The sequence below is a fragment of the Kordiimonas lipolytica genome, assembly GCF_042651265.1.
GTDB lineage: Bacteria > Pseudomonadota > Alphaproteobacteria > Sphingomonadales > Kordiimonadaceae > Kordiimonas > Kordiimonas lipolytica.
In genome coordinates this window covers 250,448-268,295 of the sequence record NZ_JBHSCR010000001.1, presented here as the reverse complement: position 1 = coordinate 268,295, position 17,848 = coordinate 250,448, and the positions used below count along the sequence as shown (strand labels likewise).

Genomic DNA, 17,848 nt, shown 5'->3' with positions numbered 1-17,848 from the left:
AATACAGGCATCTTTCCACTGTCATATTAGTGAAATTTGTGGTATAAGACGGTGATTGACGCGGCAATAAGGGCGCCAAGCCTTTAGCTGTGTGGTGGCTGGAACCGCCTATAATTGAAACGCTTTTTAAAGCCTGTTTGCGCTCCCGGAGCTGGGGCAGCAACGGTTTTTTTTGGCCCAGTGCAGGGTCGGCGCAATTTTATTGCCCGCCCGGACAGCCTCTGCCGACCCCAAATGGGGAAACGTGCATGCCCGAGAGGACGTCCAACCCTACACAGGTAGGCCGGCTAATGTAAAGAAGGACTAAGGACCACTATGGCAAAATCAAAACATCCTTATGCAGTTGGCGACTATATCGTTTACCCGAAGCACGGCGTAGGCCGCATTACCGAGCTTGAGACCCAGGAAATCGCCGGTCTCGCACTTGAGCTCTATGTCATCCGCTTTGAAAAAGAGCGCATGACGCTTCGCGTTCCAACGACCAAGGCGGAAGCCAGTGGTATGCGTCGCTTGTCTTCGGACGCAACGCTCAAGGAAGCCTTCACGACGCTTAAGGGCAAAGCGCGCATCAAACGCACGATGTGGAGTCGCCGGGCGCAGGAATATGAAGCAAAGATCAATTCCGGTGACCTGGTTTCCATCGCGGAAGTGGTGCGCGACCTGCACCGCGGCGCTGACCAGCCCGAGCAATCCTACAGCGAACGCCAGATTTACGAGTCGGCCCTTGGTCGCCTCGCGCGTGAACTGGCTGCGGTCGAAGACATCGACGAAGCCGCAGCAATGGTGAAGCTCGAAAAAGAGCTGGCCGCTTAAGCAAACGGCTCAGACCACGTTCAAAAAGCCCGTCCCTGGTGATCCCGGGGGCGGGCTTTTTCGTATGGAAAGACACAATCCCGTGACAAAGGAACGCTAAACTAAGAATCCCCAAAAAAGTTGCTGCAATTTGAATCTTTTAGGGTCATAATGCGCGACATTAATCGATCACATTAATTCTTGGGAGGGAATGAATGAGTCGTGGAAACTGGGCCACCGGTGATGACCGGAAGCTTATTCGCTTTGCTATGAAGGTCCCTATGCTGGACCGGGATGAGGAAGGCGAACTGGCGCTTTCCTGGCAGCAGGAGCGCGATGAACACGCGCTGAAAAAGCTGACCGAAGCGCACCTCCGCCTGGCCATCGCCGCTGCAAGCAAATATCGCCATTACGGCCTGCCTGTCGCTGACCTGATCCAGGAAGGCACCGTGGGGCTGATGGAAGCCGCCTACCGGTTTGAGCCGGAGCGGGATGTGAGATTCTCTACTTATGCAAGCTGGTGGGTGCGCGCCGCTGTGCAGGACTATGTTCTCAGGAACTGGTCGATCGTGCGCACGGGCACAACAAGCGCCCATAAAGCCCTCTTTTTCAACCTGAAGCGCCTGAAGGCCCGCATGGGTGTTGACCCGGACCGGCCGCTTTCCATGGGGTCCCGCAACCAGATCGCGGACGAAATGGGCGTGCGCCTGAAGGACGTGGAAGCCATGGAAGGCCGCCTGTCGGGTGTTGACCGGTCGCTGAACGCGCCGGTGGCGGATGAAAGCGCCCAGGAATGGCAGGACCTTCTGGTGAGCGAAAGCCCGCGCCCGGATCAGGAATATATGGAAAATGTCGATGGGGCCAAGAAGGCCGCGCTGATCGAGCGCGCCATGGGCAGCCTGACAGAGCGTGAGAGCTTCATCATTCGCGAGCGTCAGCTCCGCGAAGAGGGTGTGACGCTGGCCGTGCTTGGTAATCAGCTGGGTATCTCCAAGGAGCGTGTTCGCCAACTGGAGGCGCAGGCGCTGGGCAAGCTGAAGCAGGCGCTGATTTCTGAGGTGGGCGACCCACGCATGGCGGGCCTTGCCAGCGGCTAGGCCTTTTGCCTCTCCCACAATTCACAGAAGCCGGGCTCGTCGCCCGGCTTTTTATTTGCCGGCTTATGGCGCGATGGTGCGGAGTTGCCCCGGCCCCTGAAGGAGGAGCCTGGGCCCGCCCTTGAAATCGATCCAGCCGCGCACTTCCACGTCCTTGCCTTCCAGCGCCAACGGATCCAACCCGGCCTTGTCAAAGTGCCGCTTGGCGGAGCCCGGGATTTCAATGGTGAAGTCTGTGCGCCAGTCCTCACCGAAATTCAGATAGATGGTGGGCCCAACCTCATTGGCGCCCACAACCCGCCCGCGTACGATCTGGAACCACCCGGTGCGCACATCCGGCCCCAGTGCATCGACCGCCTTCAGGTTATCATAGGCCCACAGGCCCTTGCCGTCCGCGCGGGCCTGGTCTTCGGCCCTATAGAGCACTTCCAGCCCCCGTCTGCGCGTGGGCCGCGGGAAGACAAACACATGGCCGTCTTCAACCAGCATATGCTGTAGCCAGCGCCCGTCTGCCAGCAGCGCATGTGCTACCAATTCGCCTTCGCGATTGGTCTTCGCACCTTCACAGTAAAGCGTGATTTCCTGCCCATCGGTCAGCGCGAGGAGTGCCGCGCGCGCTGCTTCGGCGTGCGGCCAGCTCTTGTAGGGGTCGCCCTTTTTCCATAGCTCCGGCCCCTTGACCAGCGCCAGCTTGACGGTTTGGCCGTCGGTGGTGGTGAAGCGCGCCCCGCCAATGGCACCCGTCCCGGTGACCTTGCCGCAATCCTCCAGGCCCGTTCGGTCAAGCTCGACCGCGCCAGCGGCTTGCCCAGACAGCATCGCGACCAATATAAGGATTGCCCTTGATGGCATCATGTTTCATCCTCCCCCTGACTTGCCCATCGGACCTGGATGACTGTAGCCCTTTTGGGCCAGGCCGAGAAACAGAAAACAAAAGAGAAAGCATAAAGAGAAATCTTATGGCGCACGGTACGCACGACTATGAAGACGACCCCCGCAACCGCGATATTCAGATCAATGTGAACGGCGATTATTTCGCCCGCGAAGACGCCAAGGTTTCGGTCTTCGACAGTGGCTACATTCTGGGTGATGGCGTGTGGGAGGGCCTGCGTGTTCATGGCGGTGTGATTGCGTTCCTCGACCGGCATATGAAGCGGCTTTATGAAGGCGCAAAGGCGATTGATATGGATATCGGGCTGACGCCGGCTGAGCTCAAGGCCCGCCTCTATGAGACCATAGACAGGAACCAGATGACGGAGGGCGGCCATATCCGCTTGATGGTTACCCGCGGTATCAAGGCCACGCCCTACCAGGACCCGCGCGTGACCATCGGTGATCCGACCATCGTGATCATTCCTGAGTTCAAATCGCCGCTCAAGACCACGCTGGAGAAAGGCCTGAAGCTCTTTACCGTGCATGTGCGCCGCGGCGCGCCGGACGTGCAGGACCCGAAGCTCAATAGCCATTCGAAGCTCAACTGCATTACCGCCTGCATCCAGGCCGCCAAGGCGGGCGCGGACGAAGCCCTGATGCTGGACCCGCACGGCTTTGTCGCCACCTGCAACAGCACGCACTTCTTCATTGTGCGTGACGGCGAGGTCTGGACCTCAAGCGGGAAATACTGCCTGGGCGGTATCACCCGCTCCATGGTGATTGAATGCGCGCGTGACGCGGGCATCCCGGTGTACGAGAAAGATTTCAGCCTGACCGATGTATATGGCGCGGACGAAGCATTTGTCACTGGCACCTTCGCGGGCCTTGTACCGGTGGGGGATGTGGACGGCCGCACCATTGGTGATGAGGGCGCCGCCATGCCCGGCCCGATGGTTGAGCGCTTGCGCGGGCTATACAAGGCGCGGATTGAGGCCGAGGTCGCGAAGGGGCGCAGCTGATGACAGACCAGATGACCGGCGAAAGCATCCGCATCGCCATGTGGTCCGGCCCCCGGAATATCTCGACCGCCATGATGCGGTCGTTTGAAAACCGGGCCGATACCATCGTGGTGGATGAACCCTTCTATGCCGTTTACCTGAAGGAAACGGGGCTTGACCACCCGGGGCGTGACCTGATCTTGAAGGAGCAACCCACCAGCTGGCAGGCGGTGGTGGATGACCTTCTGGCGCCCCTGCCGGCGGGCAGAAGCATCTTTTACCAAAAGCATATGTGCCACCATATGCTGCCCTCGATCGGCCTTGACTGGACGAAGGGCTTCAGGAACGCCTTCCTGGTGCGGGACCCGCGTCATATGCTGGCGAGCTATATCAAATCGCGGCCGGACGTGACGCTGAAGGACCTGGGCCTGGAGCGCCAGCTGGAGCTGTTCCACATGGTCGCGGACCGTATCGGCAAGGCGCCGCCGGTGATCGACAGCGCCGATGTGCAGGCGGAGCCAAAAGGCGCGCTCATGCGGCTTTGCGAGGCGCTCGATATCCCATTTGATGCGGCCATGCTTTCGTGGCCCAAGGGGCCGCGCGATAGTGACGGTGTCTGGGCGCCCTGGTGGTATGCGGGGGTGGAACGGTCAACCGGCTTTGCCGGCCGGAATGATGCCTCCCGCGAGGCAGAATTTGAAAAGCTGGACGACAGCCTCAAGCGCATCGCTGACGCCGCCATGCCCATCTATGAGGAAATGGGCCGCTACCGGATTTGACCGGGCCCTGCGCGCAGCTGGTCAGGCCTGATCTTTGGTGCCGTAGAGTGGGAAGCCCAGCGTGACGGTGGTGCCTTCGCCCGGCACGGAGCTGATGGCGAAATCGCCGCCAAGCAGTTCCATAAATCGGCTGACAAGCGGCAGGCCAAGGCCGGTTCCGGTGTGGTTGCGCGCATATTCGCCCTGCACCTGACCAAAGAGAGACAGGGCTTTCTGGATGTTCTCGCGTGTCATGCCGATCCCGGTATCGCGTACCACCAGCTGGTAGCGGCCTTTCACGACATGGCCGGAAACCATGATCTGTCCGCCGGGTTCGGTGAATTTCACCGCATTAGACAGTAGGTTGATCAACACCTGGCGCATGATCCGTTCGTCGCTATAAAGCTCTGCCGGCTCGCAAACTTTGGTCAGTTCGATCTGCTTTTCATTGGCCTGCGCCTGGATGATCTTGCAACTGGCGTCCACCACCAGAATGGGGTCGACCTTCTCGGCATAGATATCGAACCGTTCGGCCTCGAGCTTGGAAATATCAAGGATATCGTTGATGATAGACAAGAGATGCTCGCCGCTTTGGCGGATCAGTGTCAGATATTCCTTGTTCTTCTCGCCTTCCACCTTGCCGTAAAGCTCAAGCGACATCAGCTCGGTAAAGCCAAGGATGGCATTCAGCGGCGTGCGGATTTCATGGCTGGTGGAGGCCAGGAAGGCTGACTTGGCTTTGTTGGCGCCTTCAAGCTCCCGGAACAGCTGGTTGGCACGGCGCATGAAACGCGCCATGGCCAGCACCACAATCAGCAAGAGAATGGCGGCGGGCAGCAGCATCTTACTGATCATCTCTGATCCGGGCGCCGCCGTTTGCCATGTCAGATACCGCACAGGTTTACCGGTGAAATCTATGACCGGTAATGTTGTATCCGCGCGTCCCGGGTGGTCGAGCAGAGACAGGCCTTTAATGGCGTTGGCCGCGCCCATCCCCTGAAGGCGCATTTCAGACAGGTGGGCGATGAAAATGATCGCCGGGTGACCATGTTTTGCCACCTCGTCATCAAGGTCATTTGTACCTGTGTTCTGGACAAGGCTCGCGCCGAACGCCAGCAACTGGCCGTCAGCCAGGAGGTAGCCGGACTGGCTGACCGGTTCCCGTGGTTTGGGTTCCGGCAGCGACCGGACCAGATCCTGAAAGCCGCCATCCAGAAGCACATGGGGCGCTGGAAGGTCTTCAACAAAACTGGAATAGACCAGGCTGCCGTCCGGCCGGACAACCAGCAGGCCATGGATATCCTCAATGCCGCTGACAGACTCGCCGATGGTGGTGTCCATCCATTCGATGTCTTCTTCAAGCGTGATGTTGGTAACGGCTTCGTCCCACCAGGCATTGTCTTCAGCCAGGACCCCAAGGGACTTGGGAAGGGAGGCGATATCCTGCTCAATCACTTTGGCTTCAGCATCCAGTGCCGCGTCGTCCTGCAGTGATGCGGCAACAATTACAACACCAACGAACGCCGCGATACTGGCGGCAACCGCAATGAAGACCGGTGCGACAAGTCGGTGAAAATCCACAGTGATTCCTCAACAGGAGCTACAAGGATATCAGACGCGGAATAGGTTAATATTCTGTAAGAAGAGCGCAGTTTTCTGCATTTTTTGCGCCTGCCGCCGCGTGCCTGCTTCGACATGGTTGACCCGCTTTTGGATTGCGGCTAAACCGCATAGGCATGCCATGGCATGGCCCCGTAGCTCAGCAGGATAGAGCACCAGATTCCTAATCTGGGGGCCACAGGTTCGAATCCTGTCGGGGTCACCACTATTTTAACAGGGGCGGTTCATCGAGTCCCGTTTCTATTAAGCAGCCGCAACTGGTAGGCGAAAACCACGAGCCCGAACAGTGCAAGTCCTACTAACCAGGGCAATAAATTGCGGTCTGATGCGAAAGTGGCTTGTGAATCGGCGTAGCTCAAAACCTCTTGTTGACCGTTACTGAGCGCAAGGACTGTTTGGTATTTTCGCTGAATGCCAAGCTCATTGATGCTGGTGTCCAGTTGGAAGCGGACGGTTATAACCCCGTTTGGTTGCCGAAGCGCATCTTCGATAGCTTGTCGTTTGCGGCCATAGAGTGGCATATACTGAAAAGTATACGGGCTATTTGAGAGATTGAAGAGGACATCTTTTCGTTGTTCTTGGATTTGAGTTACGCTGCCTGTCGCAATATCTAGCTCTTGTTCTTCGGGCCAAGCCTTGTTTGATTTGGCCCCGTCCACCAATAGCATGACAATTCCTAGGAACGCTGACGCAACAATTCCCAGCCAGAGCTTGCCTTTGCCCAGCTTCTTGGCTTCGTTGAGTAGATACCGTTCAATTCGGTTCACTGTTTCCCCCATTTAATTTCTTCACGGAAATTCATGATGTCCCCCAATCTAGAATGCGATAATTTTATCCGCATTCAGGTCGAAGTTGGCCATGTATTTCCTAAAACTCTCTGAGGAACTCATCGAGGACCAGGTGAAAGTTCATGGCAATTCTTTTTGGCAGCGAGGGCAGTGTTTCGGTGCCCAAAAGGGGTTCGAATAAAAGGCGTTCCTCAGTACAAGGTGTTTGTTGCAGGCTGGGCAACGAGTTGCCCAGACCGTAAATACCAGTAAATTACCCCCACCAAGCCAACCAATTGCGACAACCAGGAAACCCCATTTGTACCCGTTACTGATTAGTACCATCGAGATAAACAGTAGCACCCACCCATAAGCAAAAAGCTTTAGATTGTTCCGCCACATTTTCTTTGTCGTTTGGGGAGCCATATAAAGCTTACCGCCGCCAGCCTTCCGCGTCGGAGGCGAGGGCCGTGAAGGCGCTGATGCTTGGCAGGAAGAAATAGTCCCCGCCCTTGCACACCACGAACTGTTGCAGCGCGTCGCACACCATTGTTTCGCGTCCGGCGGCATTGTCGCCCGGGATCACCATCTGGTCGTGCCCGCACTGGGTGCCGATAATGGGGTCGCGGTCATTGCCCTGGTCGAACTCATTACCGTAGTTCACCCACTGCTGCTGCACAAATTCGAACTGGCGCGAGATGCTGGCGTTCAGCACAATAAACATCAGGCCCTGGCCCTCCTCGCCGTTCACTTCCGCCTGTGTCTTGCCGGTGGGGACCAGCTCACCATAGGTGATGGCGCGACGAAGAATGCGGTGCCGGTCCACCAGCAGCGAGCCGAAATCAGCGCCGAAGCTGTCGCGCGGGTTGGTGCGCCGCATGTGCGAGCCCAGGGGGCACACCCGGCCTTCGGGGTCTGATGAATATTTGAAATCGAAATCGTCATGGGCTGGCATCAGCGGCGTGCCGTCGCGCCGGCGGCCCACCATGCGGCTGGCGATATCATCTGCGTCAGCATCCAGTTTCTTGGCCTGGCCCTTCATATAGTCCCGCCACAAGTCCACATTCTGTTCGAGCTTCCTCAGCACCATGAAGGACCCGTTTCTTGAAAAGCCGTCCGGCTTGGGCGCGAGCGGGATCTCGCCATTGGTGTCCACATGGCCCAGGAGGAACTCGCCCGCCGGGAAGTCCTCCCACTCGCCTTTCGCATTGATGCGTCCGCCGCCGGTGATGTGCTTGTCATTCAGCCCTTTGATCGGCGGGTTGCCGATGCCGTCCCTGAAGCCGAAATGCTCCAGCAGCACAGGTTTTTGCGGTTGGCTGTCTTTGTCTTCGAGATAGACCGGCACATCGGGGCTGGAGACAAGGCGGCTGACATCCTGGCTGCCGACAATGGAAATACCTTTTGTCTTGGATACCCAGGTGGTGAAGGCCTTGTCCCAGTCCTTGAGCTGGGCGTCGGTGCGAGCATAGACGCCAACCCACAGGTGAACCTGGTGACCTTCCCAGATGTCTTCCCAATGTTCAGGGGCGCTGTCGCCCGCGTCGCCATTGATGCTGGCCCGCCTGCGCATGCCGTCGCGGAAATCCTCCGGCAGGCTATAAAGGAGGTCGTTATCGAGCTCGAGCGCCTCAAGGCCTGCGCACGTGAAGGCGGCGTTTACGCACACATCCGGCTTGACTGTCTTGAGGTCATGAAAGCTGGTGAGCGGGCAGAGGTGCTTAAGGAGCGCGCGCCCCGCCTTGTCGCTCTTGTAGTTCAGGAAGAAAAAGCGCCCCTTGGGCCACGCCAGGCCAAAACCCTTGAAAATGCCCTGGATGTCTTTGGTGTTGATCGTTGTGCTGCTCATCAGAAACTTCCCGGCTTTGGCAGATTGGGGGTGGCGAGGTCCGCGCGGCTTTTGCGCCAGGCGGCCTGCAGCTCTTTGTCGCTCTTGCCCTGATGGGCCGAGACAAAGTCCGCGAGCGCGTTCTTGCGTGTGAGCATCAGAAGCGTGTCCCCCACGCTCAAGTCAAAACCCGCATAGCCAAGCGGGTTACTGAAGCTGCAGGCGTCAATATAGCGCCGGAAAAAGACAGCACCCTTGAAGTCCGGGTAGCCGATGCACTGGCCCCAAACATTGTGGACGAAGTCAGCATCGCGCCTGTAGAGGCTGTCGAGAAAGTCATCCACGCGGCCGTCGATATCGATCGCGAACAGAAGATATTTGCTTTTGAGCGCAGCACCTGACGTGTCGCCCATGGGCGGCACAGCCTGATCCAGAATCTGGATACGGGCCATATGCACCATCGGGCAATCGGTGAAGGGGCTATCGTCCTGTTCATGCGCCAGCAGCGTTTTGCGAATGGTGGCCTCACGCCCGTCCGGGTCATTGCGGCGATGCTCAATGGGTGAGATGACGGTCAGGAAACTGTGATCGGTCATTGGCTCAGCTCCATCGGCACGGCGCGGTGGGCAAGCGCCTCGTGTTTTTCTTCAAGCCCGGTTTTGCCAAGCCACGGCGATACCTGATTGACGAAGGCGCGGTAGCGGCGACCGAACTCGGCGTCGTCCATCTCGTCCTTCGTGTCTTCAAGGAAAGCTTCAAGTTCAGCGTTCAGCTTGGTGGCGGCATCGATATCGCGCACGGTCGCGCCTGGGTAGGCGTTGTAGTAAAGATGCTGTGGCGCGGTGAAATAATGGATATAGCGCTTGAAAAGCCGCATCGGCCAGGGTCCGGGGAAGCCTTCGCTGGTGTACCACAGCATATTCAGGCCCTTGGAGACCGCATGGATGCGGCCGAAAGCGTCGATATACTGGTCCCACGATCCATTGAAGTTGGTGGTGAAGACATAAAAATCGTAGGGCCAGTTGTCTTCAACCGGCTGGTCTTCGCTCAGGCGCGGCAGCTTGTTGCCCTTGATCAGAATCCAGCGGGCGAAATGGATGAAGGCCAGCTGTTTGACCACCCCGAGCGGCAGGTGATGGAACACGAACAGGATGGCGTTCGTCAGGAAGCGGCCCCACCCCTTTTTGACCGGCGTGATCACGGTCAGGGGGTTGGACTTGCCCTTGAAATGAATGGGAACAAGCGGCATGGCGCACCCCCTTAATTTTTATAAGAAAGATTGAAGTTCCAGGGGAAATTCCCGTTATAGATCATCTTGCCCCCAGCCTTCGGCTTGCGCTTGAAGATGGCGGTGAAAATCTCTTCCATCATGGTGTCGGCGATCTTGTCGCCCACGCAGTAATGGAAGTGATAGCCATAAACCATATAGACGTCGGGCGACCGGTTCGGATCGAACTTGTTCGGGTCGACAATCCGGCGCTTGTCCTTCATGGCTGACATGCCAGAGATATAAATCAACTGATCTTTCTTGATCTTGTATGTCTTCTTGGACCCGATGCCGATTTCCTGGTCCACGGGCGCCGTGCGCCACAGGCCGGGCAGGATATAGCTGATCCGCAGCGCTTCATGGACCGAGCGCAGCATCAGGTCGCTGTCGTCTGCTTCGGCGGCACCGATCGCGGTCGCATAAGCGTCACGGTTGTTCATGATGACGTCAAGCGCATGGCCGTTCGCCAGCGTGTTGGTGGGCAGGTATCCCATGATCATGCCCATCAGGTAGGACCTGAGCGCCTGGTCGTCGACGATCTTGTCCTTGTGGCAGCGGCCGATAATCGTGGTGTCCGGCAGCGGGTTCTTATGGGCGGCGGCGATGGCGCCGTCGATCACTTCCCACACGATCTTTACCGCTTCCTGTGCGGCAGCGACCACCTTGGGTGCGGTGGACTGAGCGCCAAAAAGGAAGCCTGCCACATGCATGCAGCCATTAAAGAAGGCTGCGCGCTTTTCCAAAGGGATGGGCACACCGTAATAGCGGTCGATCACTGCTTCGGTCACCGGCACCATCAGGTCCTGGATCGCGTCGATCTTGCCGTTTGCCTTATCAAGCCGGTCATTGCTGACCTCATTCGCGATCTCGCCAACGAACTTCAGGTCTTCGGTGCGCCACAGCTTTTTCACATTTTCAAGAGTTTCCCAGTAGGCGGGCGTGTCTTTCATCGCCAGAAGGAAGGTTGGTTCCCAGTCCAGATAGTCCACCTGGCGCTGGTAGGGCACCGGGAAATCCTTCTGGCGGCTGAATACTTCCTGCACCAGGTCGAAGCTGGTGACGATGACGGTATTGGTGAAAGGAAACCGGAACGCGGGCGCGAAACGCCTGAGAATGGCAAAAGTGCCTGGAATGATCCGGCGGACAACGAGTGTGGTCAGGAACTGGGCTATTGGTCCTGGTCGTTTATCCTGATGGCTGGATAGCTTCTCTGTCCCCGCAGCTGGCTTCATGCGGTAACCCCCTGATATGTGCCTATCCATATGCCGCCCCCACGGCATGTTTGTGACTTTCCGTCACAGGATGAGACTATCCAACCTGCGCGAGCCTGTCCAGTTTCCTGAACAGGCGGTCAGCTTAAAGGGTTGTATCCAGGCTTGACCGCGCCTTTAAATATCGCTCTGTTGCTTGGTAACCGGCGGTATAGAGCTGATCAAAATTCTCTGCAGAAAGGCCAAGGTCTGTGGCCTTGAACCCAAGATCGTCAATCATCACGCTGCGACGGGTTTGCTCAGGGTCTCGGTCGAAATCGATTGTCTGGGCACTCAGGAGCGTGGCGAACAGACTTTTGGTGAATTCAAAAAGATTGTCCAGTTCCAGGTCTTCGCGTTCGTAGCTGCGACCACTGAAACAGAAGCCAAGCGTGCGGTCGTCCACGCCGCCGGGCCCATCAAAGGCATTGATCGGATAATTATAGACAGTGCCGCCATCTACATAGATATGGTTGTTCGGGATGCTGTCGGGGAATTGCCAGGCGGCATACATCAGCGGGATCGACATGGAGGCCCGTACAGCCCCCACAACAGACGCATCAGGTGTTGCTGCGGCCGAAAATTCGCGGGTGTTGCGGATATTCAGGTCAGTCGCGAAAACCTTCAGGTCTCGCGCACCCTCGTTCGCCAGCTGGGCGAATGTCATATTTTCCGGTAGGTCCAGGCTGGTGACTTGCCTCGCGATCCAGTCATATAGCACTTCACCCTTATAGAGCCCATAGTGGGTGGCAATGCGGATCGGATTGGGCTTGTCTTCAAGGGTTTTGAATTGAAGTGACTTAAGGGCGTCCCGAAGGCCGTCCGATGAATAACCAAGACTAAGGAGGAGAGCTGCAAACGCGCCTGCCGATGACCCTGCAACCTTTGTCACCCCCTGCATGAGGTCCCGCTCTTCAAGAAGTTTCAGCGCGCCGGCATAGGCAATGCCGCGCACACCACCACCTTCGAAAACCAGATTTTCAATCCTGGTGTCGCCCGATGTCATGACGCCCCCCGTTGTCTATCTTGTCTATTTTCAGGCGGGGGCGGTATCGGCAGCGCTTGCCGGGGCAGGCTGGTCCTTGGCCTGCGGGCGATAGGTGGCTACACAGTTGCGACCTGCGTCCTTGGCCCGGTAGAGCGCCTCGTCCCCGGCGTCGAAAAAGTCGGCGGCGGTGGCGAATTTGCTGTCATGGCAGTTGACCACACCGATGCTGATAGACACTGTTTTGAGCGCCGGGTCCCCGGCAACCTGTTCCCGCAGCCGCTCGGCCAGAAGGATTGCTGCTTCCTTGCTAGTACGGGGCAAGAGCACTGTGAATTCTTCTCCGCCATAACGGTATGCCGTTCCTGGGCGGCGGATCTGGGTATTGAAGACCTCTCCGAGGTGACGCAGAATTTCGTCCCCAGCGGCATGGCCGAACTGGTCGTTGAAATCCTTGAAGTTGTCCACGTCGATGACAAGAAGCGACAGCTCAGCTTCGGGGCGGGAACTGACATTGAATTCCGCCTGCAGCTCTTCATCGAAATGGCGCCGATTGGCAAGGCCCGTCAGCGTGTCGATGTGCGACTGGTGCCTGAGCTGCTTTACCCGCACGCCCAGGGCTGCAGACAGGAAGATAAATTCGAAGAAAGACCCGACCTGGAAGCCGTAATGGGTGATGAAATTGTGCGGCAACAGGCCAAAGACCTTCAGCAGGTAAAGCAGAAGCCCCACAAGGAACACAGACCAGGCCATCAGATAATAGCGTGCCGCTGCTTCGCCGCGCAGGTGGGCTGTGACACCCATCGCCAACACGAGGCCAAGAGCAACCAGGTTAAGAATTGCCAGCGGCATCACCAGGGCGCCATAGCCGACGAAAGGCACCAAAAGAAGGATTGGCATCAGGACAAGCTGCAGGCCGGTAACGGCGCGATGTAAAAACGGCGACAGGCTTTTGATGCCCAGAAGCGACCTTGAGAACTGCAGCAGGAATATAATCGACAGCGTCAGCAGGATAGGTCGGCTGATCTGTCCAAATTCTGGTGCGTCTGGCCACAGATACTGGAACGCCAGGCCATTGAAAGCCATCATGTAGCTGCTATAGCTCAAGATGTATGTCAGGTAATAGAGAAACGCCAGATGGCGATCCACCAGATATAGAAGTGAAATACACAGCGCCAGCAACAGGAAGCCGCCGAAATAGGCACCGAAGGCCAGATACTCAAGTTCGATCTTGGGTAACAGGGAATGCTGGCCGTATAGCGACAGGCCGATATTGACAGGCCCGTCCGTACGAACCCGCATGTAGATGGTCTGCTGTTCGCCGGCCTCAACCGTCAGTGGGAAAAGGAAATCGCGGTGGCCGATGGGGCGGCTGTCGAAGGCGCGCCGGTTGCCAGTTTCCCAGCTTTGAATCAGTTCCTTGCCGGAGAAAACCCAGACATCGACATAGTCAAGGAGCGGATAGTCGAGCTTGAAAGTCACCTTGTCGGCCTTGTCGCCGCTATTTTTCACGCTGAAGCGCACCCACCAGGCGGATTTCGAAAAACCATAGTTGGCAGCACCCCTGTATAGGGGTTCGAACCGCGCATCGAAGAAAGCGTCCCTGAGGTCGGTCTCGCTGAACTGATAGTCAGTATCTTCCAGGATATCCAGATGCGGCGTAACATCGATGACTGACCGGAGGCCGTCTATCTCCACAGGTGCTGCAGCCTGGACTGACTGCGACAGCGTCAAGAGCGCAAAGCACAGGGATGCCAGCATCAATTTCCAAAAAGCCATAGTCGCTTTACCACACTTTATTCATCACAAGCAGGAACAAGGGTTCCCAATCCGGCCTCATACGAAAGTTGATGCCCCCACCAAGGTCTTCTTGAAGCCAATCTAGCAAAACAATTTGATAAAGCCCTCATTTTTTTTGGTATTTCGCAACTAATGCATCCGTTAATTGGGATGTGTCCGAGAAAAACTATATAATTTTAGTATGGATTTGGATGCTCAGTACAGGCTTTTTGTCTGGTTCACGCTATTTATTGTTCGAAAGTCGCGCAAATAGGCTATTGTCCCGCATGTGCCTTCGGTACAGGCGGTATGATAAAAGAGCCGGCATGCCCTTGGTTGTGACGTGACGGCTATCAGTCCGCTGCAGCAGATCCGCCTGCGGATTGGGGCGCCGCCACATGCAGGCATTCCGACAGTTTTTCGCGGCAGACGCGGCGCATTTGGCTGGCGAGCGAGCGGTATAGCTGTCGCTTTGCTGCTGTCGGTCGCCAGGCCAGCACCACGTCCCGGTCGGATGGGGTTTCGCTCAGTTCCAATACCGTGACGTCATTTCTGGGGTCGATCTCACTTCGGATATAAAGCGCGGGCAGAAAGGCAAGGCCAAAGCCTGTGCCGATCATCTGCCGCACGGTATCCAGGCTGGTGCCTTCATAATCGCGCATCAGATGGGCCCCGAACTGGTTCGCCATGGCTTGCATTTGCTCGAACAGCCGGTGCCGCTCTTCAATCGCGAGAAGCCGTTCCCCGCGGATGGCGCTGGCATTCACCATGCCCTTGCCGACAAGGGGGTGGTCCGGTGGGGCACACAGCTTGAACGGCTCGCCGAACAGGGGCTCGACCACCAGGCCGCCGATCTCAACCGGCATGGTGGTGAGAATCAGGTCGTAGCGTCCATCGATCAGGCCGTTTTCCAGTTCCCGGGGGGTAGCTTCACGCACATAAAGCCTCAGCGTCGGGTCTGCAGCATGAACTTCGGAGAGCACCTCTGGCAGGAAATAGGGGCCCAGCGTTGGTGGCACGCCCATCCGGTGAACGCCGCTGCCGCCAGTGCTGGCAAAGCGTGCCTGCTCGCGGATCGCATTCACCTCCGTCTCAATATTGGTGATGTGCGGGATCAGGTCCCGCCCTGCGGCCGTCGGAATCGTGCCTGACCGCGACCGCTCCAGAAGCGTCATGCCCAGCGCTTCCTCAAGGGCAGCGATCTGGGACGTGATAGTGGGCTGCGATACCCCCAGCTTCTGGGACGCGCCGCGGAAGCTGCCCGCCTTGATCACCGCCTGAAGGTAATTGAGCTGTTTAAGCGTTGGGTGTCCGATGTCTGCCATGGCTGCCTCATTCATGTGATAGCTATTATCTATCATAAAATATGAAAATATGGCAATTGAATTATCACATGACTCTCAATACATCGTATCCAGCGAAGTATTTCTGCCGTTCACCCGGTTTCTTCCCAGCGGGTGGGCGGCCCAGATTCCCAGGAGAGTATGATGGACAAAATTGTTGACGGCGTACTGAAGTTCAAACACGAAGTTTTCCCAGAGCGCAAAGAGCTGTTTGCGGATCTCGCATCGGGCCAAAGCCCTGAAGTGCTGATGATCACTTGCGCTGACAGCCGTATCGACCCAGGCATGATCACCCAGGCTGAGCCTGGCGACCTGTTCATCTGCCGGAACGCTGGTAACATCGTGCCTCCCCACAGCACCCACACCGGCGGCAACACGGCATCGATCGAGTTTGCTGTGGCAGTATTGGGCGTGACCGACATTGTTGTATGCGGCCACACTGACTGCGGCGCCATGAAAGGTGCCATCAACCCTGAGGCGCTGACTGAACTCCCGCACGTGTCCAACTGGCTGGCGCACAGTCGCGCTGCCGTTGCTGTTGCCCGCCGCAAGTACCCTGACCTTGAAGGCAAGGATTTCCTGAAGGCGGTTACGGAAGAAAACGTATTGCTGCAGCTTCAGCACCTGCGCACCCACCCTGTGGTGGCAGCAGGCCTGGCTGAAGGCAAGATCAAGCTGCACGGCTGGGTCTATGACATTGGTCACGGTGAAGTGCATGCCTATGACGCGGACACTGGCAACTTCACATCGCTGGCTGACCAGAAAGCCGTCGCGTAACGCGGCGGTCTCACAAAAGACAGCAGGACAAGAAAATGAAATTCATCCCCACTAGCAATTTGCGCGGCGACGTGATGGGCGGTCTGACGACCGGCATCGTGGCGCTGCCGCTGGCGCTTGCCTTTGGTGAAGCGTCCGGCGCTGGCCCGATTGCGGGTCTTTACGGCGCCATTATCGTCGGCTTCTTTGCTGCCCTGTTCGGCGGCACAGGCAGTAACGTATCCGGCCCAACCGGCCCGATGGTTGTTGTTTTCGCTGGCGTATTTGCAACCCTCGCCGGTGACCCGGCGCTTGTGTTTGCCGCGGTTGTACTGGCAGGCATCATCCAGATCCTGTTCGGGATCTTCAAGTTCGGCCAGTTTATCCGGCTTGTGCCCTATCCCGTTGTATCGGGCTTCATGAGCGGTATCGGTGTGATCATCATTGCACTTCAGATGGCGCGCCTGTTTGGTCACGAGCCAGAAGGCAGCGGCACGATTCCGGCCATTGCCTCCATTCCGGGTGCTGTGATGGACCCGAACCTGGTTGCTCTCGGCATCGGTGTGCTGACGCTTGCCATCGTCTTCTTCTGGCCGAAAAACCTGGGCAAATGGATCCCCGCACCACTTGCGGCCCTCGCCATCGCGACTGGCCTGTCGGTGATGTTCTCCGGTGCGCCGATCCTTGGTGACGTGCCAACGGGTCTGCCGTCCTTCATCATGCCGGCTTTTTCGCAGGATTCGCTCTTCGTCGTTTTTGAAGCGGCTATCCTTCTGGCGCTTCTTGGTGCGATCGACAGCCTGCTGACCTCCCTTGTGGCCGACAACATGACGCGTACGCGCCATGACTCGAATAAGGAACTGGTGGGCCAGGGCATTGGTAACGCGGTTGCCGGTCTCTTTGGTGCTGTGCCTGGTGCCGGTGCCACCATGCGGACGGTTGTGAACATCCGTTCTGGTGGCCAGTTCAAGCTTTCCGGCATGATGCACAGTATTGTGCTTCTCGCGATTGCGCTGGTGCTTGCCCCTGTGGCTTCCCTGATCCCACACGCCGCACTCGCGGGCATCCTGATCAAGGTTGGCTACGACATTATCGACTGGACGTACCTCAAGCGTGCCCACAAGGGCCCACGCTGGGACCTGGCGCTGATGGCTGTTGTGCTTGGCCTGACTGTATTCGTTGACCTGATCACCGCTGTTGCAGTGGGTGTGGTGCTGGCGGCTCTCGCCTTCATCAAGCAGCTCTCCGAGCAGCAGATCAAAAACCTGCAGGTGATCGACCGCGAAGTGGTTGACCCACAAGAGCGTGAGCTTCTGACCCAGCTTGGCGGCCGTGTATCCCTCTTTGACTTTGGCGGCCCGCTTTCCTTCGGTGCGGCGGCTGACCTTGGTCACCACGTACGGGAAAAGGCTGACGGCTCCACGCGTATCCTGATCATGGATTTCACCCGCGTACCGTTCCTGGACCTGTCGGCTGCGAAGGCTGTTGAAACCATCGTTGAAGATGCCACCCACGCCGGCAAAGGCCTGTTCTTCGTTGGTGCCTCGAAAGAGGTCCGGTCCGTGATCGATGGCCTGGCCATTGCAACGGCCATGTCGGACGATCACTGGTTCGACAACCGCAAGGTGGCTCTCAAGGAAGCGGCCAACCTGATTGAAAAAGATCAAACCGATACGCTGTCTGGCGCAGCTGTACCGGCCTAGTAATTCACTCTTCCTATCCAACTTGGGCGCCC

General features: G+C 57.5%; 16 protein-coding genes and 1 tRNA gene. 7 read left to right on the top strand and 10 right to left on the bottom strand.

Annotated elements, in window-relative coordinates; genetic code table 11:
* Positions 1-315 precede the first annotated feature (315 nt).
* The gene (locus ACFO5Q_RS01225; protein ID WP_068151039.1) at positions 316-813 is read left to right on the top strand and encodes a CarD family transcriptional regulator; all 498 of its coding nucleotides are present in this window, start codon (positions 316-318) and stop codon (positions 811-813) included.
* Positions 814-1,007: 194 nt separating this feature from the next.
* A complete protein-coding gene (locus ACFO5Q_RS01220) occupies positions 1,008-1,889 on the top strand; it encodes an RNA polymerase factor sigma-32 (RefSeq protein WP_068151036.1) in 882 nt (293 codons plus the stop codon).
* A gap of 63 nt (positions 1,890-1,952) precedes the next feature.
* Here the strand turns inward: ACFO5Q_RS01220 and ACFO5Q_RS01215 are convergent, their stop codons facing one another.
* Positions 1,953-2,744 (bottom strand): thermonuclease family protein, encoded by a 792-nt coding sequence (locus tag ACFO5Q_RS01215; protein WP_068151033.1) that lies wholly within the window; start codon positions 2,742-2,744, stop codon positions 1,953-1,955.
* 104 nt (positions 2,745-2,848) lie between these two features.
* Between ACFO5Q_RS01215 and ACFO5Q_RS01210 the strand changes: the two genes are divergently transcribed.
* Together ACFO5Q_RS01210 and ACFO5Q_RS01205 are read left to right on the top strand one after the other, a co-directional pair.
* Positions 2,849-3,781 (top strand): aminotransferase class IV, encoded by a 933-nt coding sequence (locus ACFO5Q_RS01210; protein ID WP_068151030.1) that lies wholly within the window; start codon positions 2,849-2,851, stop codon positions 3,779-3,781.
* Complete coding sequence (locus ACFO5Q_RS01205) at positions 3,781-4,539, top strand: sulfotransferase-like domain-containing protein (RefSeq protein WP_231727315.1); 759 nt, start codon at positions 3,781-3,783, stop codon at positions 4,537-4,539. Before ACFO5Q_RS01210 ends, ACFO5Q_RS01205 begins: the two co-directional genes overlap by 1 nt.
* A 21-nt stretch (positions 4,540-4,560) precedes the next feature.
* Here ACFO5Q_RS01205 and ACFO5Q_RS01200 read toward each other — a convergent pair whose 3' ends face one another.
* Complete coding sequence (locus tag ACFO5Q_RS01200; protein WP_068151027.1) at positions 4,561-6,099, bottom strand: sensor histidine kinase; 1,539 nt, start codon at positions 6,097-6,099, stop codon at positions 4,561-4,563.
* A gap of 167 nt (positions 6,100-6,266) precedes the next feature.
* Here ACFO5Q_RS01200 and ACFO5Q_RS01195 point away from each other — a divergent pair.
* Positions 6,267-6,343, top strand: a tRNA-Arg gene (locus tag ACFO5Q_RS01195).
* 19 nt (positions 6,344-6,362) lie between these two features.
* Here the strand turns inward: ACFO5Q_RS01195 and ACFO5Q_RS01190 are convergent.
* The 8 genes from ACFO5Q_RS01190 to ACFO5Q_RS01155 all read right to left on the bottom strand — a co-directional run bounded on the left by ACFO5Q_RS01190 (position 6,363) and on the right by ACFO5Q_RS01155 (position 15,339).
* Positions 6,363-6,905 (bottom strand): hypothetical protein, encoded by a 543-nt coding sequence (locus tag ACFO5Q_RS01190; RefSeq protein WP_156432032.1) that lies wholly within the window; start codon positions 6,903-6,905, stop codon positions 6,363-6,365.
* A 433-nt stretch (positions 6,906-7,338) separates the two neighbouring features.
* Positions 7,339-8,754 (bottom strand): Dyp-type peroxidase, encoded by a 1,416-nt coding sequence (locus tag ACFO5Q_RS01185; RefSeq protein WP_068151021.1) that lies wholly within the window; start codon positions 8,752-8,754, stop codon positions 7,339-7,341.
* Positions 8,754-9,329 carry a hypothetical protein gene (locus ACFO5Q_RS01180; protein WP_068151017.1) on the bottom strand — a complete coding sequence of 192 codons (576 nt, stop codon included), beginning with the start codon at positions 9,327-9,329 and terminating at the stop codon, positions 8,754-8,756. The genes ACFO5Q_RS01185 and ACFO5Q_RS01180 overlap by 1 nt, the downstream gene beginning before the upstream one ends.
* Complete coding sequence (locus ACFO5Q_RS01175) at positions 9,326-9,982, bottom strand: hypothetical protein (RefSeq protein WP_068151016.1); 657 nt, start codon at positions 9,980-9,982, stop codon at positions 9,326-9,328. Before ACFO5Q_RS01175 ends, ACFO5Q_RS01180 begins: the two co-directional genes overlap by 4 nt.
* 11 nt (positions 9,983-9,993) lie before the next feature.
* A complete protein-coding gene (locus tag ACFO5Q_RS01170; protein ID WP_068151012.1) occupies positions 9,994-11,232 on the bottom strand; it encodes a cytochrome P450 in 1,239 nt (412 codons plus the stop codon).
* Between the two features lie 124 nt (positions 11,233-11,356).
* Complete coding sequence (locus tag ACFO5Q_RS01165; protein WP_068151009.1) at positions 11,357-12,256, bottom strand: patatin-like phospholipase family protein; 900 nt, start codon at positions 12,254-12,256, stop codon at positions 11,357-11,359.
* A gap of 30 nt (positions 12,257-12,286) precedes the next feature.
* Positions 12,287-14,014: a diguanylate cyclase gene (locus tag ACFO5Q_RS01160; protein WP_082720024.1), complete on the bottom strand. Its 1,728-nt coding sequence runs from the start codon at positions 14,012-14,014 to the stop codon at positions 12,287-12,289.
* Positions 14,015-14,367: 353 nt separating this feature from the next.
* The gene (locus ACFO5Q_RS01155) at positions 14,368-15,339 is read right to left on the bottom strand and encodes a hydrogen peroxide-inducible genes activator (protein ID WP_068151003.1); all 972 of its coding nucleotides are present in this window, start codon (positions 15,337-15,339) and stop codon (positions 14,368-14,370) included.
* A 162-nt stretch (positions 15,340-15,501) separates the two neighbouring features.
* Here ACFO5Q_RS01155 and ACFO5Q_RS01150 point away from each other — a divergent pair, with 162 nt between their 5' ends.
* Complete coding sequence (locus ACFO5Q_RS01150; protein ID WP_068151000.1) at positions 15,502-16,134, top strand: carbonic anhydrase; 633 nt, start codon at positions 15,502-15,504, stop codon at positions 16,132-16,134.
* A 35-nt stretch (positions 16,135-16,169) separates the two neighbouring features.
* Entirely contained in the window at positions 16,170-17,816 is a 1,647-nt protein-coding gene (locus ACFO5Q_RS01145; RefSeq protein WP_068150996.1) for a SulP family inorganic anion transporter, read from the top strand.
* The last annotated feature ends 32 nt before the right edge of the window (positions 17,817-17,848 follow it).

Excerpts from the sequence above, each read along its gene's own strand:
- ACFO5Q_RS01185 (WP_068151021.1), bottom strand. The coding sequence starts at position 8,754 with ATGAGCAGCACAACGATCAACACCAAAGACATCCAGGGCATTTTCAAG.
- ACFO5Q_RS01155 (WP_068151003.1), bottom strand. The coding sequence starts at position 15,339 with ATGGCAGACATCGGACACCCAACGCTTAAACAGCTCAATTACCTTCAG.
- ACFO5Q_RS01215 (WP_068151033.1), bottom strand. The coding sequence starts at position 2,744 with ATGATGCCATCAAGGGCAATCCTTATATTGGTCGCGATGCTGTCTGGG.
- ACFO5Q_RS01160 (WP_082720024.1), bottom strand. The coding sequence starts at position 14,014 with ATGGCTTTTTGGAAATTGATGCTGGCATCCCTGTGCTTTGCGCTCTTG.
- ACFO5Q_RS01175 (WP_068151016.1), bottom strand. The coding sequence starts at position 9,982 with ATGCCGCTTGTTCCCATTCATTTCAAGGGCAAGTCCAACCCCCTGACC.
- ACFO5Q_RS01180 (WP_068151017.1), bottom strand. The coding sequence starts at position 9,329 with ATGACCGATCACAGTTTCCTGACCGTCATCTCACCCATTGAGCATCGC.
- ACFO5Q_RS01145 (WP_068150996.1), top strand. The coding sequence starts at position 16,170 with ATGAAATTCATCCCCACTAGCAATTTGCGCGGCGACGTGATGGGCGGT.
- ACFO5Q_RS01225 (WP_068151039.1), top strand. The coding sequence starts at position 316 with ATGGCAAAATCAAAACATCCTTATGCAGTTGGCGACTATATCGTTTAC.
- ACFO5Q_RS01210 (WP_068151030.1), top strand. The coding sequence starts at position 2,849 with ATGGCGCACGGTACGCACGACTATGAAGACGACCCCCGCAACCGCGAT.
- ACFO5Q_RS01170 (WP_068151012.1), bottom strand. The coding sequence starts at position 11,232 with ATGAAGCCAGCTGCGGGGACAGAGAAGCTATCCAGCCATCAGGATAAA.
- ACFO5Q_RS01220 (WP_068151036.1), top strand. The coding sequence starts at position 1,008 with ATGAGTCGTGGAAACTGGGCCACCGGTGATGACCGGAAGCTTATTCGC.
- ACFO5Q_RS01165 (WP_068151009.1), bottom strand. The coding sequence starts at position 12,256 with ATGACATCGGGCGACACCAGGATTGAAAATCTGGTTTTCGAAGGTGGT.
- ACFO5Q_RS01205 (WP_231727315.1), top strand. The coding sequence starts at position 3,781 with ATGACAGACCAGATGACCGGCGAAAGCATCCGCATCGCCATGTGGTCC.
- ACFO5Q_RS01150 (WP_068151000.1), top strand. The coding sequence starts at position 15,502 with ATGGACAAAATTGTTGACGGCGTACTGAAGTTCAAACACGAAGTTTTC.